Source organism: Natronomonas halophila (assembly GCF_013391085.1).
Classification (GTDB): Archaea; Halobacteriota; Halobacteria; order Halobacteriales; family Haloarculaceae; genus Natronomonas; species Natronomonas halophila.
The window spans coordinates 850,410-872,288 of record NZ_CP058334.1; the positions used below are offsets into that span (position 1 = coordinate 850,410).

Sequence of the window (21,879 nt, forward strand, 5' to 3'; positions counted from 1 at the left end):
CGCCCGGAAGGGCGCCTTGATCGAACTTCGGGTGCATCGACTAAAGGGTTTGCGAACAATTCACACAGATTAATAATGACATAGGTGTTTAAACACGGCCGCTATCATGCGTTTCGTATCAATAGTTCGTTATAAATAACGGACGTTTGACGGTAATCGGCGCGATAAACGGGGGCGTTTTCGGGAACGGTTGGCACAGGCTTATTAGGTGGAATGACTTGCGTGTATCACAAGCGGATGTCTCTGACCGAACTCATCGCGGGGGTCGAGGAACACGAGAAGACGCTGACCGTCTTCAACGGTGACGACGCCGCCGTCGCCGCCCTCCGCGAGCAATTCCACGACCGGAACCTCTCGGTGACCGCCGAGCGGACGCCGAGCGGCAAACCCAACGCCTTCGCCGTGCTGTCGGAGGACGGCGAGTTCGTCACCGCCGCCAGCCTCGACGAGATTCGCGGCCCCGAATCCGACGAGAACGACCCGGACTTCGCCGAGGAGGCCTACCGGCCCATCCTCGACCATCTCGACGAGACGATGTTCACCTCCTACGATATCGGACAGATGGTCGCCGCCTCCCGGGAAATCGAGGACCGTGCGTGGCGACTCGGCAAGGGGTCGCTCCACTCGGGGTTCCAGAAACTCTCCATCCTCGAAGACCAGATGGACATCTACGAACAGTTGGCCGAAAAGGGCACCCTCGACGTCTACGCCTACGCTGTCCCCGATACCGACGTGCCGAAACACGACAGCGACCTCACGATTCACGTCGAACGCACCGACGAAATCGAGCGGTCGTGGTTCGTCGTCTACGACGGCGCCGGTATCGACGTCAACAAGTGCGCCCTGCTGGCCGAAGAGCGTGAACCCCGGTCGTTCTACGGCTTCTGGACGTACGACCCGGATACGGTCGACTGGATTATCGACCACCTCGAATCCACCTACGGCCTCGTCGAATCCCAGTAGGTCGACCGACGAATCGGACCGAGCGCTTTCCGGCGGCCCATCCCGGACCCCGTCGTCTCGTTCGACTCGCCCGCGTCGGGACGTTTCCTCGATAGCCGCGCACGCGAGAAAGTAAAAATGCTTTTCCGGGAGGTGATTGAACGTTCAATCAACATGGACCGGACGGAGTCGACCGATGGAGAAAGAACTAGTGATGCGACCTGTGCTGCGAACGCGGGTGACGACAGCAAGAACGACCAGCGCGGCGGCACCGGAGGGAACGGATACGGCGGGCGTATCCTCGATGGGATCGGGACGCGCTCTATCGGCTCCCGAATCGCGGTCGTGGCGCTCGTCTCGCTGCTCCTCGTTTCCGCGGTCGCTCCGTTTTTCGCCGGCACCGCGGCCGCGAACGTCACCGGCGAACCGGACATCTCGCTCACCATCGCCGACAACCGCGTCGACGCCGGCGAAAGCACGAGCCTCGAAGTCCGCGTCGTCAACCGCGGCGAACTCGAATCCGGTAGCGACATCGGCAACGTCCAGGCCGAACGGCGCGCCACGACGGCCCGCGGCCTGACGCTCGAGCCGAAGAACAACGGCCCGATTACCGTCCACACCAACACGCAGGCCATCGGGAACGTCCCCGACGGCGAGGCGGTTCCGGCCCGTCTCGACATCACCGTCGCAGAGGACGCCGACCCCGGCACCTACCGCATCCCCGTCGAAGTCAGTTACAAATACAGCCCCTTCGTCTCCGAGCGGGCCAGCAACTCCCAGCGAAACGAGGTTCGCAGTCGGACCAAGCACGTCCGGGTCGTCGTCGACGAGGAGGGCCACTTCGAGGTCACCGGCGTGGAATCCTCCGCCGAACCCGGCAGCGACGGCCGCGTTTCGGTAACCCTCAACCACACCGGCGACCGCACGCTGGACGAGACCACCGTCGAGTTCCAGTCCCGGAGTTCCGGCCTCGCCTTCGGGGCCAGCGACCGAACGGCAGCGTATCTCGGCACCGTCGAACCCGGCGACCAGCGAACCGTTCAGGTCGAAGCCTCCTTCGCCGAGGACGCCCGCACGCGGGAGTACCCCGTCGACCTCACGATGAACTACGACGAGCGCGGCAGTGACGGCACCGGCGAGCGGGACGTCATCGGCGTCGCACCCGACGACGACCAGACGTTCGACTTCGAGAACGTCAGTTCCACCCTCCGAGTCGGACAGGACGGCACGGTCCGCGGCACCGTCGTCAACGAGGGCCCCAACGAGGCCCGCAACGTCGTCGTGACCCTCGTACCGCCCAGCGAGAACGTCCGGGTCCTCGAACCCGAGGTCGCACTGGGCGAACTGGAGGCCGGCGAAGAGGTCCCGGTGGCCTTCGACGTCGAAGTCTCCAGTGCCGCCCGGGAGGGGCCCCGACAGTTCACCCTCCAGACGGACTACGAGAACCTCGACGGCGACACCCGGAGCGCCGACGACGTCCGCTTCCGACAGACCGTCGAACAACGGCGGGACGTCTTCACGGTCGAACCCGTCAACGCCACCCTCACGGCCGGTGGCTCGGACCGCGTCGTCCTCGCGGTGACGAACAACGACGACGAGACGGTCACCGACGTCTCGGCGAAGGTCTTCGCCTCCCAACCGCTGTCGATGAGCGACGACGAGGCGTTCATCGACGAACTCGAACCCGGCGAAACCGCGCGAATCCCCTTCCGGGTCAGCGCCGCCGACAACGCGATGGAGAAGGCCTACCCGATATCCATCGACTTCCAGTACGTCGATGAATCCGGCGAGACGCGCCTGACCGACAGCTATCGGGTTCCGGTCGACGTCGAGGAGCAAAGCGGCGGCCTCTTCGGCTCTATCGGCCCCGCTATTCCCCCCGCGCTGGCCGCCCTCGGCCTCGCACCGCTTGCCCCCGTCGCCCTCCGCTACCGGCGCCGATAGATGGACGTCAACTACCAACGCTACGTCGACCGGGTCAACACCCTCATCACCGAGCGGCCGGGGACCGTCATCCTCGTCTTCCTGCTGGTGACCGCCGGGTTCGCCGCCGGCCTCGGCAGCGTCGAAACCGCGGCGGGCACCCAGCAATTCGCCCAGAACGTCCCCGCCGAGCAGGCCTTTCAGGAGGTCAACCGCCAGTTCACCCCCACCTTTACCGCCGATACCGGGAGCACACAACTGATTCAGAGCGGCGAGAACGTGCTGGGTCGAACCGAACTCCTCCGGATGCTCCGGGTTCAGGAGGAACTGGCCGACCGGCCGGCGATGCGCGTATCCAGTACCTCCAGTGCCGCCAGCATCGTCGCCCAGCAACTGGACCCCTCGGCGACGACGCCGGAAGAACAGCAGCAGGCCATCGAGGGCGCGACCGACACGGAAATCCGCGAAGCCGTCCGGCAGGCCGACGAGCAGAACCCACGGTTTTCGGGCCTGCTATCGAACGACTTCAACCGCGGGTCCGCGAGCGCTTCGGCGACCATCGGCGTCGTCACCCACCAACTCCCGGCCGGCCTCGAAGCCAGTTCCGGGCAGGGCGGCGCGAGCCCGCTGACCCCGATTCAGGAGCGGGCCCAGTACGTCACCGAGAGCGCGGGCGGCGACATCCGCGTGTTCGGGTCCGGCATCACCGCCGCCGAGTTCACGATGGTCATCACCGACACGCTCCGTATCGTCGTCCCCGCCGCACTCCTGCTGATTACGTTCTTCCTGATGGTCGCCTATCGGGACCTCGCGGACCTGCTTTTGGGCGTCGTTTCCCTCCTGATGGCGCTGGTCTGGACGTTCGGCTTCATGGGCCTGGCCGGCATTCCGTTCAGTCAGGTGCTGATAGCGGTGCCGCCCATGCTGCTTGCGGTCGGCATCGACTTCGGCATCCACGCGGTCAACCGCTATCGTGAGGAACGCGACGAAGGCTACGACATCACCGAGGGGATGCGCCAGGCCAACGACCAGGTGCTCGTCGCCTTCTTCATCGTCACCGGGACGACGGTCATCGGCTTTGCCGCCAACCTGACCAGCGACCTCGTTCCAATCCGTGAGTTCGGTATCGTCGCCGCCATCGGCATCGTCTTCACGTTCCTCATCTTCGGTATCTTCCTCCCGGCCGCGAAGGTGAAACTGGACCACGCCCGCGTCAAATATCCGATTCCGACCTTCTCGACGGCGCCGATGGGGTCGGGCGAATCCCGACTCTCGGACGTACACGAGGTCGGCATCACCATCGCCCGGGCGGCCCCGTTCGCCTTCGTCATCCTGTTGCTCGTCGGCAGCGGGTTCGCGGGCGTCTACGCGACGGGCATCGACACTACCTTCGAAAACGAGGACTTCCTGCCGCCCGAGGAACCCCCGGAGTATTACGAGTACGCGCCCGAACCGCTCGAACCCGGCGACTACAGCGTCACGCAAAACATCAACTTCCTGCAGGACAACTTCCAGTCCGGACAGGACGACACCGTCACCGTCTACGTCGAGGGGCCAATGGAGGCGCCACACGCCCTGAAGTCGATTCATCGCGCCGGCGACGACCCGCCCGATAGTTTCGTCCGCGAGGGCGGCCGCGCCGACGAAACCAGCCTCGTGACGGTGATTCAGGACCACGCCGAGCGCGACCCCGAGTTCCGCCGACTGGTCGACCGCAACGACATCGACGCCGACGGCGTCCCCGACCGCAACCTCGGGGAAATTTACGACTACCTGCTCGACTCGCCGGCCAGCGGCCAGACGCGGCAGTACCTCACCGAGGACCGCCGGGCGACCCGGGTCGTCTACTCCGTCGAGTCCGACGCCTCCCAACAGGAGATTACGGCCGACGCACGGACCGTCGCCGACAGACACCGATACGAGGCCACCGCGACCGGCAACACCGTCGTCTTCCAGGCCATCTCCGACCTCATCCTCCAGTCGGCGCTGGTGAGCCTCACCGTCGCGCTTACGGGGACCGCCGTCTTCCTCGTCTTCATCTACTGGCTGTTGCTGGGGCGGGCGAGTCTCGGCATCGCCAACGTGATTCCCGTCGCCATTACCGTCACGCTCATCGCCGCCTCGATGCGCGCGCTCGGCATCGCGTTCAACGCCTTCACCGCGACCATCCTCGCGATTACCATCGGCCTCGGTATCGACTACTCGGTTCACATCACCCACCGCTTTGCCGACGAGTACGAAAAGCGGGGTCAGGAGGTCTACGCGGCGCTCGAACCCACGATTCTGGGGACCGGCGGCGCCCTCGCGGGCAGCATGCTCACGACCGTCTTCGGCATCGGCGTGCTCGTCCTCTCGCTGTTTCCTGCAATCGGCCAGTTCGGCTTCTTGACCGCGCTGAGCGTCTTCTACTCGTATCTGGCGTCGATTTTCGTCCTCCCGTCGGTACTGGTCGGATGGGCGTGGGCGACCGACCGCATCGCGGGCTGAGGGCGACGGGCTATCGGCCGTCTATCCGGTTTCGATACCGGCGTAACGGCTTTCGGGACAGACTCCTAACGGGCCTGCATCGTGGCATCGATAGACGAGTGGCTGGCCGACGCGACGGGGAGTTACATGCTTCAGGCACCGGCGCTGTCGGGCGCGCCGCTGTTTCTCGGCCGGGTCGGCAAACGACGCGCCGGCGAGACGCTGTTCGTGACCGCGACGCGGAGCGCCGGGCGATTGCACCCCGAAATCCGGTCGGCGATGACCGAGGTCATCGACTGTGCTCCCGGCAACTCCGACAACCAACCCGACGTGGGGTCACCGGCCGACCTCACCGGCATCTCGATGCCCCTCTCGGAGTTCATGAAACGGAGCGACGCCCCGGCCGTCGCCTTCGATTCCGCGTCGACGCTACTCTTCTACACCGAGGAAGCCGCCGTCTTCCGGTTTTTAAGCGTCCTCACGGCTCACCTTCGCCGATACGACGGCCTCGGCCTGTTCGTCCTCACGCCCGCGGCCCACGACGAACAGACGGTCCGCACGCTCGCGCAGGTGTTCGACGGCCGCATCGAGTTCGATGGAGAGGATGACCGCATCCGCGTCGACGCACCCGGCGCTCCTGAGGGCTGGCAGGCCCGCTAGAGGCCGCCCCGAATCCGCTCGAACTGGTCGAGGTCGTGGCCGTAGATGACCCGCGCGTCGTGGCGGCGTTCGAGGTCCTGTAGGAACCGCTGGCTTTCCTCGCAAGCCCGCGAGTCGGTCAGCAGACTGGCGCCCATCGACCGGCCGGCCTCGTAGTTGGCTTCGAGAAAGGCGACGTCACCGGCTATCAGGACGTTTTCGGCGCCCTCACGCTGGATGAGTGCGCCGAGCGACCCCGGCGTGTGGCCGGGGACGTGGAGCAGTTCGATGCCGTCCAGCAACTGGTAGCGGTCCTGGTCGATGACCTCCCACGCGAGGTCGTGGTCGAAGTCGGACGCGAGATAGGCGTCCCCGCCGGCCGGCGATTTCGCCGACAGGTAGGCGAATTCGAGTTCGCGACGGTGGACGTAGACGGGGACGTCCGTTCCGTCGAAATGATAGAGGCCGCCGGCGTGGTCGAGATGGAGGTGTGACTGGACGACGCAGTCGATATCGTCCAGCGAGTAGCCGACGTCGTCGAGTGCGGTTTCGAGGTCGTGGTCGCCCGCGTCGGGATGGGCGAACGCCTCGTACAGCGGGTCGGGCCAGTAGCCATCGGCCGCATCCGGGTGCGAACCCGTATCCCAGAGGACCGTTCCTTCAGGGTGGTCGATGAGCAGGTTCCAGACCGCGAACTCCTCGTATTTCAGGTCCGGGTTGCGGTCGCTGTGGGTCGCGGCCACCTCGCCATCCAGCGCGTAGTTCACGTCGGCGTGGATGCGACCCCTGTCGAGAACGTGGATACCCATACCACTCATACGGACTCGCGGCGTTTTGCTTTTCCCCCCGTCGAGTACCGCTGGCGGCCAATCACCGAAAACTAAGTCCGAGTACCCCGGAGGGCCGACAAGTGCGCGTCCTCAACTATCTCGAACTCGAATCCGAACTGCAGCGAAGCGGCATCGGGACGGCGGCCCGCCACCAGCGCAAGGCGCTGGCCGACACCGACCTGCAGGTGGTCACCTCGCCGTGGAAGGGCGGCGGCTTGGCGAAAGCGACCGCCAAGCGTGCCGTCGGCGATTCGTTCTTCGAGTCCTACGACCTCGCACATTGCAACCTCGTGGGCCCGGGCTCCGTCGCCGTCGCCCGCCACGCGAAGCGAAACGACATCCCGCTGGTCCTGCACGCCCACACGACCCATCAGGACTTCGCCGAGAGCTTCCGCGGGTCGACGACCGTCGCCCCCGCCTTCGGCAAGTACCTCAAGTGGTTCTACTCGCAGGCGGACCTCGTGCTGTGCCCCAGCGAGCACACCAAATCCGTCCTCGATTCCTACCCCCTCGATGCCCCGGTTCGGCCGATTACGAACGGGGTCGACATCGAATCCCTGGAGGGCTACGAGTCGTTTCGCGAGGAGTACCGCGAACGCTACGACCTCGATGGGACCGTCGTCTTCTCCATCGGCAACGTCTTCGAGCGGAAGGGCCTGACGACGTTCTGTCGGCTGGCGGAGACGACCGACTACGAGTTCGCGTGGTTCGGCCCCTACGATACGGGGCCACTTGCCTCCTCGACGGTCCGCAAGTGGGTCCGGAACCCGCCGGAAAACGCCACGTTCACCGGGTGGATACCTGACATTCGTGGCGCCTTCGGCGCGGGCGACATCTACCTCTTCGCGACGAAATCCGAAACACAGGGTATCGCCGCCCTGGAGGCGATGGCCTGTGGCAAGCCCGTCGTGTTGCGGGATTTACCCATCTTCGAGCAGTTCTACACCGACGGCGTCGACTGCCTGATGTGCGACGGTCTAGAGGAGTTCCGCGAGGCGATTAATCGGCTCTCCGAGAATCCCGAATTGCGCGACCGACTCGGCGAGAACGCTCGCGAGACTGCCCGCGAACACAGCCTCGAACGGGTCACCGAGGAGCTACAGGACGCCTACGCGACGGCCCAACGGGTGGCCGACGGCGAGGAGACGGCCTCAGGCGACGAAGTCATAACCGATTAAACCCCGGTCGGCCAAGCCCCGTCCATGAAGACCGTCGCGGTATTTACGGATACGTACCTCCCGACGGTCAACGGTGTCACCTACACCGTCAACACCTGGCGGGACCGCTGGCTCGACCGCGACGGCCGGATGCCCGTCGTCTATCCCGACGCCGACGGCTACCAGCCGGATGCCGGCGAGTTCCCGGTTCGAAGCCTCCCGTTCCCGTTCTACGAAGGGTTCCGGTTCGGCGTTCCGAGGATACCCGACGACCTGCCGGACCCCGACGTCGTCCACGCCCACACCCCCTTCGCGCTCGGCTTGGCCGGCCGACGCCTCGCCGGGAAACGCGACATCCCGCTCGTCGTCTCGTATCACACGCCCGCCCACGAGTACGCCGATTACATCAGCGACGCCCTCGCGGGCGTGATTCGGCGGGCCGCCGACCGCTACGAGAAATGGTATTTCAGCGAGGCCGACGCGGTCGTCGTCCCCTCGGAAACCGCCGCGGAGACGGTCGATACCGGGTCGACGCCGACACACGTCATCTCGAACGGCGTCGACACCGACCGGTTCCAGCCAGCGGACGAGGAGACGGTTTCGGCCTTCCGTGACCGACACGGCCTGCCCTCGGGGCCGATAGTCGGCTACACGGGACGACACGGCTACGAAAAGCGGCTGCAGGACCTCCTGACCGCGACCGAGGGCCTCGACGTGACGGTCGCCATCGGCGGCGACGGCCCGGCCCGCGAGGACCTCGAAGCCCAGGCCGGCGACCGCGAAGACGTCCATTTCCTCGGGTTCCTCGACCGCGAGGACCTGGCGACCTTTTATACGATGCTCGATGCGTTCGCGTTCCCCAGCCCCGTCGAAACGCAGGGACTGGTCGCGCTGGAAGCCATCGCCTGTGGGACGCCCGTCGTCGCCGCCGACAGCGGCGCGCTCTCGGAGACCGTCGACGACGGCGTCACCGGCTACCACTTCCCCGTGGGCGATACCGACCGCTTCCGGGCGGCCATCGACCGCACGCTATCCGACATCGAAACCCTCTCCGGGAAATGTCTCCAACAGCGTGACCGCCTCTCCGTCGAGCGGTCCATCGATAAGCTCGCCGACGTATACGACGACGTCAGTTAATCGTCGTCAGTGGGCCACTCAGCCCGTATCGTGGGTAGTTTCTTGATTCGGTCAGTACAGGTGGTCTATGAAGTAGTTCGCAGGAATGGAGGAACAGTCGTAAAGGCTTCTCTTGAAGGGCTGATTCTCGGGGAGAATTATTATGTTACCACATCACACTATATTCGTGAGGTGGGGACTCAATGGCTCAAACTCAGTCGAACATCGAAGACGTCATCGCTGACTACGAGGCGTTGTGGAACGGAGACTTTTCAAAAATCGGGGTGATTGCAGAGTCTGCTGCCGTGTACGACCCAGCGGCGCCAGATGGAGAAGTCCACGGCCGGGACGCCATCGAAGCGTTCCTCCAAGAGACCCGTGAGGCGTTTCCCGATTTCACCCTTCGCACACAGGAAATGCTCGTAAAAGACGAGATGGTCATGGTCGAGTGGACGGTGACCGGAACTCTCGAAAACGAGTTCTATGGTGCGCCCCCAAGTGGTCGGTCAATGGAAATCAGCGGAATGGCAAAAACCATCGTGAGAGATGGACAGGTACAGGAAGACCGTCTCTACTATGACCAAAAAGACATGCTCGCTCAGCTCGGGTTTACCTTTCCAGACGTGATTTTCCTGCTGCCGAAATTAGTATGGGGCAAACTTGCTGGAGGTCGGTAACTCGTCTTCTTGACAGACAGCAGAAGAACGAGTCGGTCAGTAAGCACGCTCGACCTTGCGGCTGGTTCGTTGCTGGCACTCTGAAATATAGTGCGTCGTATTCCAGCGGAGTCTCCGTCGTATTCTCAGGCATTCGCCGAGACCGGGGCAAATATAGCCAGCACAGCACGCGCTTGAATCGGCCGATGCAGCCGAACAATGAATAGTTATTCCGCGAATCTGGATTGCAGCGCGTGTAGCTCGCCACGTACGGCCACGGCCCACAGAACCCGACAGCAGAACGAGCCTGTTAGGACGGGCTCGTGCTCGTCTCTACCTCATATCGCGCCGGTTCACTATCCACCTGCGCGGGAATCGTCTCAAACTGCACCTCCCTTCCCGCACTCACATCAGTAGCATTCCACATCCCCTCACCAACACGCGTATCCGACTCATCGAAGAATCTTGCTTTGACCTGTATGTAGCCCTGTTCCGAGTCGGTCGTGTTCTTCACCGTCCCGACGACTTTCACGCCCATCATTTCATCGTACTCCATCGAATGGTCGAGAATCTTTACAGCTGGCTCGTCTGACTCCGGGGTTGACGTACTCGTCTGCTGCTGCGTGTTAGTGTCTGTTGCCTCGCCACCATCGGCGTTCCCGTTGCCACCGCTCGCTGTATCACCCGACTCGGTACAGCCAGCCATCACCGTCATGGCTACGCCAGAAACAACGGTCGTGACGAACATACGTCGTTTCATCGTACGCTCAGCCTCCCTCGCATATCCGTCCAAACAAGGGAGGTCACCAAAGTAATGCAATGGATACGGGGTGTAATCGGTAAATAATGAGGTCGCCCACACTCGGAGACAGAATAATATAACTCACTACCACCGACCCTTACACGGCCTCCACCCGCGTTATCATCCAATTTGACCTACTTCGTCGGTCGGTTATCGAAAACTGGCTCAGTTAAAATCCTCAGCAATTGATACATCTTACCCCAGTTTCGGTCAATAAAGAGTGTTGATTTAGCAGTCAGAATACTCGCAAAGAACACCCACTGGGTGCAAGTTCAGGGTTCCCAACAAAAGTTACATGTTACCACACAACGTACCTTTGAGTGCAAGCTACCAGAACGAGCACGAAACCCACCACGGCCACAGAGTTCATCCAATGGCACATAGCATCTGTACACCGGAAGCGGGCGGAGAGTTGCCCTATTTTCAGCGGCTGTGGCGAACATTGTTGGCCCCCAATATCGACCCAAAATCCAGAACCGAACAACTGTTCGACCACGAGACCATCGAATTCGACCTTGAATACGCGTTTCTGTCGTATATCGACCTCGAACACGAGACGGAACGCTTCGACATTACACATGGCTCCCACGAGGCACTCAACCCGGGGACTACCATCCCCCTCTCGAAGACCTACTGTCGGAAAACCATCGCAGACCCCGAAGGGACACTAGCAATTAGTGATGCCATCGCAGAAGGCTGGGAAGACGACCCAGCATACGAAGCATTCGGGATTAGCAGTTACCTCGGGACGACGGTCTCCGTTGACGACGAACTCTATGGAACGCTCTGCTTTGCGAATACTGCCCCCCGTGATGACCCAATCAGGGACGAAGAGAAAGCCCTCGTCGAGATGCACGGCCAATGGGTTGGGCATACATTGGATCTCTGGGAGGGTCCACCGATTCGGGAGCAAAATATCGATCGCGTTGAGAAACGCGTCGTTTCTTCGGACGCAATCGATTCGATGATGGACGCACTCAGAAAGCCCACACGGCGCGTTATTCTCATGGCGCTGTTAGATGACACCACTGAGACTACCATCGCTACCCTTGAACGAAAGCTAAACCATGAGCACGCCCGAATGCGCCTGGCCCATAGCGATTTACCCAAATTAGCAAACGCCGGATACATCACGTGGGACAATGAGACGGAGACCATCTCCAAGGGGCCGAGATTCTCCGAGGTGGAACCACTCGTTCAATTGCTCCACGAGTATAATACGGCATTCCCTGAGTAGAGGCTCCGACTCAGTCGAACGTTTTCCCCCGGCTCATTTCACGTTGAATCTGCGAATGGAGAAATAGAATTTCACAGGAACACTCGATAAGCAAGCGCATTCTTTCGGCTGATTCAGCCAAACTCATCTGCAGTCGTTAGCAACGACGGATCGGTCGATGTAGCGTCGAGATAGCACCAGCTAAGGGGCGTAATCATCTGAAAAATCGAAATTGGTGTCCGTCGCTATGGGCGACGGGTGTGTCGTATTACTGCCGGACGACGTTCGCCGCGCGGGGGCCCTTGGGCGAGGACTCGATGTCGAACTCGACTTCAGTACCTTCCGTGAGGTCTTCGCCGCCGACGTCCTCCATGTGGAAGAACACGTCTTCGTCGTCGTCTACTTCGTCGCTGTCAGTCGAAATGAAACCGTAGCCGCCTGTGTCGTTGAAGAAATCAACCTTTCCGTTAGCCATTACAGCCAAACGGAGGGTGCAGCAGGGGATAACCCTTCCGAGGGTCGAGGTACCACGACTCCTCACGCTACATGCGGACACGATGTCATGGCTGATTCGGCCAGTATCTGTCTAAAGAGGATGCGCGCGAGTCCGTTCAACACCGTTGCTCGCAGACCCGGTCGATGATACGCCCGGTCGAGAGCAGTTCCCCGTCGTATTTCTGGTCTCTGGCCGAGGCGCGGGCGACCTCACAGTCGATGCCCTCCTCGGCGAGCATCGCCGACAGCGTCTCCTCGTCGTGGTGTTGGTCGTGGCCCAGTACGATGACGTCGGGGTCGATGTTCCGGATGGGGACGAAGAAGTCCTCGGTGTGGCCGAGGTGGGCCTCGTCCACCGGGTCGAGCGCCGCGACCATATCCCGGCGCTGGCGGTCGTCGAGGACCGGCTTTTCTTTATGAGTGACGTTGGCGCTCCGGGCGATGATGACGTGGAGCTCATCGCCCATCGACTTCGCGTCGGTGAGATAGTGGAGATGGCCCGGATGGAGGATGTCGAAGGTGCCCTGAGCGACGACGCGCCTCATCGTAGCTCCCGGTCGATGTCCGCCTGCGTGAAGTCGAAGAACTGGTCGTCGGGCAGTTCCACGTCGATGACCTCGAGGTCGCGGGGCTGGCCGTCGTTGTCGAAGGCCTGCCAGTCGTCGCGGCCGTAGGGCGCGCCGACGATGATGTGGACCTGTCCGCGCGTGAACGTGGCGAGGTCGGCGTCGCTCGGGCGCAAAACGCCGTTCGGATGTGAGTGGACCGACCCGACGCTTTTGACGTCGTTCGGCATGTAGCTCGGGTTGAACTCCGCGCTGACGGGGTTGGTCTTGGTCCCCGGCGCCAGCAGGACGTCGGTGATGACCGTCCCCTCGCGGTCGAGGTCGAGTTTTCGCGCGTCGGTGCCCCGCAGTTGGCCCATGTACTCGTTGGGGTGGGCATCCTCCGAGGCTTCGAGGGCGAACTGCAAGGCGTCATCGGCGATACCGATGACCTTGCTCGACCGGAACAGGTTCGGCGTCAGCGACCCGAGCAGACCCATACGTACGTCTCCGGCATCGCGCCAACTAAGGCTTCCGGACCGTCCGCCGAAGCCCGACGGAACCAACAACAACACTCTTAAACCCAGTCGGGGCCGAAAATTTAGTAATGACTCGTTCCGCCGCCGGCGACGCCGGCAACCGGCCCGATGGGGCCGTCCACGACCTTGCTCCCGCCTGTACCCTCGACGACATCGAGGAAGGCACGCAGTACGTAGCGACCGTCAACGGGGTCGTCGAGTACGGCGTTTTCGTTGACCTCTCCGAACACGTCTCCGGCCTCGTTCACGAATCGAACCTCAAGGGCGACTACGACGTCGGTGACGACCTCGTCGTCGAACTCGTCGAAATCCGGGAGAACGGCGACCTCGGATTCGAGGAAGTCGACGCCGACCCCGAGGACGTCGAGACCGTCGCCGTCGAACACGGCGACGACGTTCGCGTCCCCGACCTCGGCGACCGCATCGGCGATACAGTCCATCTGGAGGGCATCGTCGTCCAGATCAAACAGACCGCCGGCCCGACCATCTTCTCCATTCAGGACGGCGCGGGTACCGTCCCGTGTGCCGCCTTCGAGGAAGCCGGTGTTCGCGCCTACCCCGACATCGAACTCGACGACACCGTCCGCGTGACCGGCACCGTCGAGACCCACGAGGACGCCCTGCAACTCGAGGTCGACAAACTCGTCCGCCTCCGCGGCGAGGCTGCCGAAGAAGCCCACGAGGCCGTCGAACAGGACCTCGAAGCCCGCGCCGAACCTGCCGACGTCGAACCGCTTATCGAGTGGCCTGCCTTCGAAAAACTCCGCGACGACCTCGCCGAGGTCGCCCGCGAACTCCGCCGGTCGGTGCTGGACTCCCGCCCGATCCGCCTCCGCCACCACGCCGACGGCGACGGGATGTGCGCGTCCCTCCCCGTCCAGTACGCTCTGGAGAACTTCATCGCGGAGGTCCACGAGGACCCCGACGCACCCCGCCATCTCTTCAAGCGTCTGCCGTCGAAGGCCCCCTTCTACGAGATGGAGGACGTCACCCGTGACCTCAACTTCGCCCTCGAAGACCAGGAGCGACACGGCCAGCGCCTCCCGCTCCTCTTTATGGTCGACAACGGGTCGACCGAGGAGGACACGCCCGCCTACCGCGCGATGGACCAGTACGACATCCCCATCCTCGTCGTCGACCACCACCACCCCGACCCCGACGCGGTCGGCCCGCTCGTCGAGGAACACGTAAACCCCTACCTCCACGACGAGGACTACCGCATCACGACCGGCATGATGTGTGTCGAACTCGCGCGGATGATCGACCCCTCCATCACCGAGGACCTGGAACACGTCCCCGCCGTCGCCGGCCTTTCGGACCGCTCGAAGGCCGACGCGATGGACGACTATCTGGGACTCGCCGAAGAAGCCGGCTACGACGAGGAGGACCTGCAGGACATCGGCGAAGCCCTCGACTACGCGGCCCACTGGCTCCGCTATCAGTCCGGCGAGAACCTCATCAACGACGTGCTCAACCTCGATTGTGACGACGAGGACCGCCACCGCGAACTGGTCGAGTTCCTCTCGACGCGCGCGGCCGAACGCGTCGAATCCCAACTCGACGACTCCGAACCACACGTCGAACACGAGCGCCTCGACAACGGTGCCAACCTCTACCGCCTCGACGTCGAGAACCACGCCCGCCGATTCACCTACCCCGCGCCCGGCAAGACGACGGGCGAACTCCACGACCGGAAGGTCCAGGAGACCGAAGAGCCGGTCATCACCATCGGCTACGGCCCGGACTTCGCCGTGCTCCGCTCCGACGGCGTCCGTCTCGACATCCCGAACATGGTGACCGAACTGCAGGACGAAATCGAGGGCGCGGGCGTCTCCGGCGGCGGCCACCTCGTGGTCGGTTCCATCAAGTTCGTCTCCGGCATGCGCGAACCCGTCATCGATGCACTGGTCGAGAAGATGGAGGACGCCGAACTCGACGAGGCGCTCCGCAGCACGCTCCTCCGCGACGAGGAGTAATCACCACTCCCAGTCGGTTACGACGCTGTCACGGCCGACGAACGTGATTTTTCTGGCGACCAACAATCCACCAGCCCCGGCGACGGCCACCGCGCCGAGCAGGCCGGCCGGGAGTGGCCGGTCCGTCGCATCCGGTTTCGACCAGTCTTCCTCGAAGACGTCCGCGTAGTAGGCCGCCACCGCCTCACCCTCCAGTGCAACGACGACTTCGCGGTTTTCCGTTCGCGCGGTCGGCCCCCAGTTGAGACTCCCCAGGAGGACCGTCTCGTCGACGACGACGCCTTTCGTGTGAATCTTCTCGTAGCCGCGTGCCTCGTCGACGCGGGCCTGCAGGTCCCAGCCCTCCGCTTTCGCCCGTCGGTTGAGCCACGAGACGAGGGCCGCGTTGTCCTCCTCGGCGTACCACGCACCCGAGAGATGGATGCGGACGGTAACACCGCGGTCGGCGGCCCGAAGCACGGCCCGCAGGAGACGCTCGTTGCGGCCGTCGATACGCATCTGCTGGACGAGGACCCGCTCGTCGGCGGTATCGATTCTGTCGACCATCCCGTCGGCAGCGTTGTCGGGTGCCACCAGTACCGTCGCCGAATCGACCGGCAGTTCCTCGGGCGGATGCCGCGACTCGAACTCACCGAGGGCGGGGTTGGCCTCGGCGAAATCACGGCCTGCGCGATATTCCTCCCACGGCGTCGCCGCTCGCCAGCGCCAATCGGCACCGTGGAGGTCCGCAAGCGACGCCGCTGCCTCGCCGTTATCGAGGATGACGCCCCATCCACGACTCGACATGCCGCCGGTGCCCGCGGGCTTGAAGTTCTCCGTGAGCACGAGCGCGCGGTCGTCGACGACCGCGTATTTCGGGTGGTGATGTTCGTAGCAAGTATGTGGCCCCGACAGCAGTCGGACCGAAACTCCCGCCTCAGTGAGGCGGTCGAGTTGGCGCTGCTGGCGGACCGTCATCCCGCCGACCGGCGACCCATCGAGCAGCACGCGAACCGCGGCACCGTTTTCGTGGGCCTCGACAAGCGCGTCGGTTACCCGTGCGGAGGTGAGCGTGTAACCGGCAAGGAGGAGGCGCTCGTCCGCGGCCGCGAGCGTCTCGACAGTCACGTTGTCGCCATCCGGGAGCACGAACGCCGTCGCTGTCCCGCCAGCGGTTCGGACCGGTTCGAACGTCGTCGCACCGACCGGCCGCCAGCGGCCGGCCTCGAAGTCCCGAACCCGCGATTCCGGCGCGTCCCGGTACTGTGCGCTGTCGATGGTCCGGTTTCCGGCACGGAGTACGAGTCGGTCGCCGCCGTTCGCTAGCAGGAGCCGGCCGCCGAGCGGCGCGACCGCGTGGTCAGTGTGCCGGCGCGCTGCTGAGGGGTCCATTGCGAAAGCGACCGTCCCCTCGACTGTCCGGTTCGGCAAGCGGGCCGTCGTTTTGCCGTCCGTCAGCGTCCAGCCGGTCGTGTTCGTCGGGTCGGGAAAGCGGACGGTGACGAACTCGCCGGGGTCCTCGCGGGCAACCGGGGATGGATACGCCGAGACGAGCGTCGCATTCGAATCTTCGTGCTTCGGGGTCGTGCCGTTCGGCGCTCCAGCAGCGTGGCCGACGCCGACGCTACAGACCAGCAGTACGATGACGAACGCGAGCGCGGCGCGACGGACGAACACGAACCGGGTTGGTCCCGGCCTGGTACAAAAAGGGTCGGCTTAGGCGGCGGAGGCGTCGCGGGCCTTTTCGGCTTCGACCTGCACGGTGTAGGCGCGGTCGTCGTCGTACTCGGCGGCGGCTTCAAGCGCGAGCTCGGTGCCGATCTGAACCAGCGCCCACGCGGCGGAGGCCCGAACCTCGTTTTCTTCGCTTTCGTCGCCCAGCACGTCCGAAAGCGGGTCGATGGCGCGCGTGTCGCCGATAAGGCCGAGCGCCCGGGCGGCCTGCGAACGGACGACCGACTGCTCGTCGGCCAGCGCGTTCGCGACGGCCTGTGTCGCGTCTTCGCTGCCGATTTCGCCGAGCGCACGGAGCGTCACCTTCTGGAGCGGCGGGTTGCCGCTGTCGACGTATTCGACGAGCGTGTCGACGGCGCGTTCGTCGCCGATTTTCCCGAGCACCTCGATTTCGGGGCGGTTGCGCTTCTGGGCACGCTCGTGCATGATATCGAACGCCTCCTCGGACCCGAGTCGTCGGAGCGCGTCGATGCAGTTCTCCTGCATGAAGTCGGACTCGAACTTCTCGAGGGCCTGCACGATACGCTCGGGGTCGTTTTCGGATTCCGCGACCCGGATGACCGTCAGTTCAGGCGGGTAGTCCTTCCGGTTCTCGGAGTTCATCCGGTCGTAGAACCCTTCCGCGCGGAGCTGTTCGACCACCGTCAGGTCGCTCCACTCCTCGGCATCCTCGAGGCCGGTTTCCAGTTCCTCGGCCGCTTCGAGCAGCGCGTCGATGGTCTCGGCGTCCTCGTCGGGGTCGAGTCCGCCCTCGACGGCCGACCCGCCTTCGACGATGGTCTCGCCGACGTCCTCAAGCGCCGCCGCGAGGTCCTCCAGTTCGTCGCTGGCAGCCGAGAAGTCGGCATCGAGTTCCTCGCCTGCCGCATCGAGGAACGTTTCGGCGGCCGTCGCTGCGTCCGGTTCGCCGTCCTCCGTCCAGCGCGTCTCTCGGAGCTTCGTCGCCGCCTCGTCGAGGATGTCCTGTACGTCCTCGGCGTAGGGGCCGCGTGCCTCTTCGAGGGCACCGCGAAGCTCCTCGATGCGCGAGGTCAACTGCTCCTCGCGGGACTCTTCGTCTTCTTCCTCCGGTTCCGGGAGGTCTGCCGCCTCGACGTCGGCCTCGACCGAATCGAGGTCCGCCTCGGCGTCGTCGAGGTCGGCCTCCGTTTCGGCCGCTTCGATGGCGCTTTCGACGTCATCGAGGCGGGATTCGAGGGTGTCGGCGTCGAGGGCCGTCGTCTCCTCGGACGCGTCGGCGTCCTCGGCGTTCTCGTCGTCCCCGTTGCTCATACACGCCTATCCGGAAGAACGGGGCAAGAGCGTTTCCCTTCGTTCCCACTTTTTGCACGAGAACGCGGGTCGCACCCGCTCCAGGGTGCGACCCCGGTTGCGTGGCGGCTTCGCCGCCACGTTATAAGGTCGCGGCTCTGCCGCGACCCACTCGGCAAAAACTTGGGGAAAATATGCGCGCCTCCCTCCAGCCGCGGCCCTGCGGGCCGCGTTAGTCGGTCGACGCTACCGGACTGCGGGCGCCTCCGGCGCCATTGTCCGGCGAACCGCCTCGGGGGCGTTCTCAGGAAGACTCGCTTCGCTCGTCTTCCAACGCTCTCGTTCGCTCCGCTCACGAGACCTTCGAACGCCCCGCTCGGCGGATGCTATCGCCAGCAAAATCCGGCCTCACGCCTCGCGCCAGTATATAAACGGCGCGAGGACGAGATACGCGACGGCGAACAGCAGTAGCGACCGGGGGAACACGCGGTTGACGGCGGTGGGGAAGAACACTGTCAGGGCCTGCAGACCGCCGAGGATGAGCGCGTCGCGGGCGTACAGTTCGGGGTACGTGATGGCCGCGACCATCAGATAACAGAAGACGGCAGTGATGCCGAGCAGGGCCGCCGGGTTAGTGAGGCCGGCGAGGTAGGCGACGGCGAGGATCGTCGCCGCAAGCGTCGTCTGGACGCCCTCCGTCGTCGGGTCCTCGCGGTCCTGAAGCATATAAAAACCGAGTCGGACGACCGCCATCGAGACGAAGAGGGCGGGGATGGCGACCGACGCAGCGCCGAGCGGCGTCCCGAGTACGGGGAGGCCGCCGTCGGTCGCGACCGCGTAGACGAAGACGGCGGGGGCGACGCCGAAGGAGGCCACGTCGGCCAGCGAATCGAGATAGTCGCCGACGGCGGTGCCACCGCGGGCGCGGGCGATGACCCCATCGAGGCCGTCGGCGATGGCTGCAAGTAGGATGAGCCGCGCGCTGAGTGCCGGGTCGACGAGGGCGACCGCGGCCGCGACGAATCCCAGCGCCGCGTTGGCGACCGTGATAGCGTCGGCCAGCCCTAACTGTCCCAGAAAGCGCGGCTGCATGGCTCTTGTCGGGCGGTCGAAGACGGCGGCCTTAGTACGTTCGCTTCGCGCCGGAACCGGGGCGCCTTTGGCCATCGGGTCCCGAATTGGGCGTATGGACCGACGGGCGTATCTCCGGACCACGGGCGCGGCCCTCGCCGTCGGCAGCGCCGGCTGTCTCGATGCCTTCGGCGGCGGCCTCGACGACGAGGACTACGACATCGGTATGTCCGCCAACGCCTTTCTCCCCGAGGAGTACGAGATAGCCACGGGCGAGACGGTCGTCTGGGGCAATAACGGCTCCCGCGGCCACACCGTCACCGCCTACGAATCCTCGCTTCCCGAGGGCGCCGCCTTCTTCGCCAGCGGCGACCGCGAATCGACCGACGCTGCCCGCGAGGCCTGGCACGACACCGGCGAGGGTGACCTCGCGCCGGGCCAGACGTTCTCCCATACCTTCGAGGTAGCCGGCGAGTACGAGTATTTCTGTGTCCCTCACGAGCAAGGCGGAATGGTCGGCACCATCGTCGTTACCGAATAGCGGCGGAATCGGTGCGGACGACGGTCGCACGGCTACGCGGCGGAAAATAAAACGGGAATATCGGTCGGATTACTCTTCTTCGGCGTCGACGTCGACGCTGGCCTCTTCTTCGGCGGCGACCTCTTCGGGTCGTGCCTCGAGGCGCGTCTTCTGGACTTCGACGCGGCGGAGCGGGTAGACCGTCTTCGCGTCGTTGTAGATAGCCGACGAGAGACGACCTTCGACGATGCTCTCGAGGAGGCCCTCGAAGGTGCGCTCCTCGGCGGCCTCTTCGACGAGATCGACCATGATCCGTCGGATGGCCTGCTCCTGGCTGCGGTCCGCAGACTTCGTCGTGTAGGCGACGGGCTGGACCTGCAGTCGGTAGTCGTCGGTCGTCAGGACCGTCACGAAGGCGTCGACCTTCGAGGTGCCGCGGCGGGTGAGGCTGCGGAGGTAGTCACGGGTGAGTTCGTGCTGGATGAACTCCGTGTAGGCGGCGTCGCTGCCGACGTCCGTGACCTGGAAGGTCAGCTTCGTGTTGTTCTCGCTTTGGTCGCCCTGAAGGTCGCCGAGCGTGGTCTCGATAGTCCGGTCGTAGACCTGCTCGGGCTCCTCTGCGGGTGTTTCACCGAGTTCGGCCCGGTCGAACATCTCGGGGGCCATAATGGTGTACCATCGCTTCTCCTGTTTCCGCTTGGATACTGAACGTTCGCTCATGATTGGGTTGTCGTATCGGTTATCGTCTGTGCTACGGTGAGGTTCGTCACGTAATCGTCCGCCGTCGTCCGGAGGCCGCCGGTCGAATCGCGTTCGATGGTCGTCACGATAGACGACCCCTCGACGCGCGTGTCCATCTCCGCGGTGTTGTCCGGAATCAGCGCCGCTGCCACGACATCGGTTTCGTCGTGTTCCGTCCGAATCGTCACCTCATGGCTCGCGGTCATAGCGCCTCCCGGAAGGCCGCGATGTAGTCGGTTGCCGTCCCGTCGAACGTCGCCCGTCCGTGGGTGCCGCGCGCCGTCGCGCGTCCGTCGAGACTCGTCGCCGCCTCGCGGGCCGCTCCCTCGATGTCGCCGTCACCGGCGACTGCCGCACCGCCGTCGGTCGCGACGAGTGCGACCGGTTCGGGGGCGCGATAGGCGAGCAGGAGGCGAGCAACGGTGCCAAGCGGCGCGTCGGGGGCGACCCGGGCCGCGTAGACGCCGTTGTATCGGCTCGTGTCGGCCTCGCGGACCGCGTCGTGGGCCCGCTGGCCGTGTGCGCGCCAGGCCTCCAGCGCCGTCTCGTCGACGTCGTTGCCGAGCGCGAGGGCGAGGCCAGTTCCGGGCTGTTCCCGGGCGACCGCATCGAGCACGTCGGCGTAGCCGCCGAGCGTCTCGAACCGGTCGGTCTCGTAGGGATACAGCGCGCGTTCGACGGCCTCGGAGGCACGCGGTGGCGCGTCCTCGACGGCCGAAAGTGCGACGTACGAGGCGAGTTCGCGACCGGCGTCGACCGCCGAAACCGCGTCTTCTGCTGCCTCCGTATCACCCGAGAAGTCGGCGTGAACGAGCGTCGACCCGGCGAGGCCGTCGGTACGGTCCTCGGTCGGGACGGCGACGCCGGGGCCTCGATCGAGGTCAGCCCGTTCGAGGTAGGTCCCCGACGGTTCGGCGCCGGCACAGACCGCGCCGGCAAGCGCGAGCGTCGGGTCGACCGCCTCGCTTGCGAGGTCAGCAGCGATATCGGCGGCCGCGAGAGCAATCGGCTCCTCGCGGAGCGGGACGTCCGCGTAACTGTCGGCGTGGCCGACAGCGACGGTGTAGTCGGCGTCGGTCGCCGGGGCATCGGGGACGGCCGCGAGGCTGGCCTGATAGGGCACCTCGGCGGCATCGAGTGCGCGGGCAAGCAGGCCCGTCGCGGCGAGCGCGTCGCCGTTGGCGGTCGCGACGAGCCGAACGAAGTCGGCATCGCGCAGACCGGCGGCTACGCGGTCGGGGGTGCGGTCGTCCTCCGAGCGGCCGGCGGCGGACATCGTGA

At 64.6% G+C, this 21,879-nt stretch carries 21 protein-coding genes; 10 read left to right on the plus strand and 11 right to left on the minus strand.

Translation table 11 applies throughout. The features are described from left to right. Positions 1-237 precede the first annotated feature (237 nt). From HWV23_RS04720 to HWV23_RS04735, 4 genes are all read left to right on the plus strand, one after another. Entirely contained in the window at positions 238-963 is a 726-nt protein-coding gene (locus HWV23_RS04720; RefSeq protein ID WP_178289273.1) for a DICT sensory domain-containing protein, read from the plus strand. 153 nt (positions 964-1,116) lie between these two features. Beyond that, positions 1,117-2,886 carry a COG1361 S-layer family protein gene (locus HWV23_RS04725; protein WP_178289274.1) on the plus strand — a complete coding sequence of 590 codons (1,770 nt, stop codon included), beginning with the start codon at positions 1,117-1,119 and terminating at the stop codon, positions 2,884-2,886. Then, on the plus strand, positions 2,887-5,352 hold the full coding sequence (locus HWV23_RS04730) for an efflux RND transporter permease subunit (RefSeq protein WP_178289275.1): 2,466 nt from the start codon (positions 2,887-2,889) through the stop codon (positions 5,350-5,352). 81 nt (positions 5,353-5,433) lie between these two features. After that, entirely contained in the window at positions 5,434-5,991 is a 558-nt protein-coding gene (locus HWV23_RS04735) for a DUF7504 family protein (protein WP_178289276.1), read from the plus strand. Here the strand turns inward: HWV23_RS04735 and HWV23_RS04740 are convergent. Continuing rightward, positions 5,988-6,788 carry an N-acyl homoserine lactonase family protein gene (locus HWV23_RS04740; RefSeq protein ID WP_178289277.1) on the minus strand — a complete coding sequence of 267 codons (801 nt, stop codon included), beginning with the start codon at positions 6,786-6,788 and terminating at the stop codon, positions 5,988-5,990. The genes HWV23_RS04735 and HWV23_RS04740 overlap by 4 nt on opposite strands. Before the next feature lie 92 nt (positions 6,789-6,880). On the opposite strand from HWV23_RS04740, the gene HWV23_RS04745 reads away from it, so the two are divergent. The 3 genes from HWV23_RS04745 to HWV23_RS04755 all read left to right on the plus strand — a co-directional run bounded on the left by HWV23_RS04745 (position 6,881) and on the right by HWV23_RS04755 (position 9,750). After that, positions 6,881-7,978: a glycosyltransferase family 4 protein gene (locus HWV23_RS04745; RefSeq protein ID WP_178289278.1), complete on the plus strand. Its 1,098-nt coding sequence runs from the start codon at positions 6,881-6,883 to the stop codon at positions 7,976-7,978. Positions 7,979-8,002: 24 nt separating this feature from the next. Then, entirely contained in the window at positions 8,003-9,094 is a 1,092-nt protein-coding gene (locus tag HWV23_RS04750) for a glycosyltransferase (protein WP_178289279.1), read from the plus strand. Positions 9,095-9,276: 182 nt separating this feature from the next. Beyond that, a complete protein-coding gene (locus HWV23_RS04755) occupies positions 9,277-9,750 on the plus strand; it encodes an ester cyclase (protein ID WP_178289280.1) in 474 nt (157 codons plus the stop codon). A 289-nt stretch (positions 9,751-10,039) separates the two neighbouring features. Here HWV23_RS04755 and HWV23_RS04760 read toward each other — a convergent pair whose 3' ends face one another. Beyond that, the gene (locus HWV23_RS04760; RefSeq protein WP_178289281.1) at positions 10,040-10,477 is read right to left on the minus strand and encodes an FxLYD domain-containing protein; all 438 of its coding nucleotides are present in this window, start codon (positions 10,475-10,477) and stop codon (positions 10,040-10,042) included. Between the two features lie 427 nt (positions 10,478-10,904). Here HWV23_RS04760 and HWV23_RS04765 point away from each other — a divergent pair, with 427 nt between their 5' ends. Next, positions 10,905-11,768, plus strand: a complete 864-nt coding sequence (locus tag HWV23_RS04765; protein ID WP_178289282.1) for a GAF domain-containing protein — start codon at positions 10,905-10,907, stop codon at positions 11,766-11,768. Positions 11,769-12,015: 247 nt separating this feature from the next. Here the strand turns inward: HWV23_RS04765 and HWV23_RS04770 are convergent, their stop codons facing one another. The 3 genes from HWV23_RS04770 to HWV23_RS04780 form a co-directional block, all read right to left on the minus strand. Beyond that, on the minus strand, positions 12,016-12,222 hold the full coding sequence (locus HWV23_RS04770) for a cold-shock protein (protein WP_178289283.1): 207 nt from the start codon (positions 12,220-12,222) through the stop codon (positions 12,016-12,018). A gap of 136 nt (positions 12,223-12,358) precedes the next feature. Next, positions 12,359-12,787: an FAD synthase family protein gene (locus HWV23_RS04775; RefSeq protein ID WP_178289284.1), complete on the minus strand. Its 429-nt coding sequence runs from the start codon at positions 12,785-12,787 to the stop codon at positions 12,359-12,361. Further along, complete coding sequence (locus HWV23_RS04780; RefSeq protein WP_178289285.1) at positions 12,784-13,287, minus strand: JAB/MPN domain protein-containing protein; 504 nt, start codon at positions 13,285-13,287, stop codon at positions 12,784-12,786. The genes HWV23_RS04775 and HWV23_RS04780 overlap by 4 nt, the downstream gene beginning before the upstream one ends. Positions 13,288-13,394: 107 nt before the next feature. Between HWV23_RS04780 and han the strand changes: the two genes are divergently transcribed. Next, a complete protein-coding gene (gene han, locus HWV23_RS04785) occupies positions 13,395-15,302 on the plus strand; it encodes a Hef-associated nuclease (RefSeq protein ID WP_178289286.1) in 1,908 nt (635 codons plus the stop codon). Here han and HWV23_RS04790 read toward each other — a convergent pair whose 3' ends face one another. The 3 genes from HWV23_RS04790 to HWV23_RS04800 form a co-directional block, all read right to left on the minus strand. Beyond that, entirely contained in the window at positions 15,303-16,958 is a 1,656-nt protein-coding gene (locus HWV23_RS04790; protein ID WP_178289287.1) for a phospholipase D-like domain-containing protein, read from the minus strand. 39 nt (positions 16,959-16,997) lie between these two features. Continuing rightward, entirely contained in the window at positions 16,998-18,287 is a 1,290-nt protein-coding gene (locus HWV23_RS04795) for a HEAT repeat domain-containing protein (protein WP_178289288.1), read from the minus strand. 387 nt (positions 18,288-18,674) lie between these two features. Next, entirely contained in the window at positions 18,675-19,358 is a 684-nt protein-coding gene (locus HWV23_RS04800) for a protein sorting system archaetidylserine synthase (RefSeq protein ID WP_178289289.1), read from the minus strand. A 94-nt stretch (positions 19,359-19,452) separates the two neighbouring features. Between HWV23_RS04800 and HWV23_RS04805 the strand changes: the two genes are divergently transcribed. Beyond that, positions 19,453-19,878, plus strand: a complete 426-nt coding sequence (locus tag HWV23_RS04805; protein ID WP_178289290.1) for a cupredoxin domain-containing protein — start codon at positions 19,453-19,455, stop codon at positions 19,876-19,878. A gap of 69 nt (positions 19,879-19,947) precedes the next feature. Here HWV23_RS04805 and HWV23_RS04810 read toward each other — a convergent pair whose 3' ends face one another. From HWV23_RS04810 to HWV23_RS04820, 3 genes are read right to left on the minus strand one after another with little or no spacing between them, the layout of a single operon-like run. After that, entirely contained in the window at positions 19,948-20,577 is a 630-nt protein-coding gene (locus HWV23_RS04810) for a 30S ribosomal protein S3ae (protein WP_178289291.1), read from the minus strand. Further along, positions 20,574-20,804, minus strand: coding sequence for a KEOPS complex subunit Pcc1 (locus HWV23_RS04815; protein WP_178289292.1), 231 nt, complete (start codon positions 20,802-20,804; stop codon positions 20,574-20,576). Before HWV23_RS04815 ends, HWV23_RS04810 begins: the two co-directional genes overlap by 4 nt. Beyond that, on the minus strand, positions 20,801-21,874 hold the full coding sequence (locus HWV23_RS04820) for a hypothetical protein (RefSeq protein ID WP_178289293.1): 1,074 nt from the start codon (positions 21,872-21,874) through the stop codon (positions 20,801-20,803). The genes HWV23_RS04815 and HWV23_RS04820 overlap by 4 nt, the downstream gene beginning before the upstream one ends. Between the last annotated feature and the right edge of the window lie 5 nt (positions 21,875-21,879).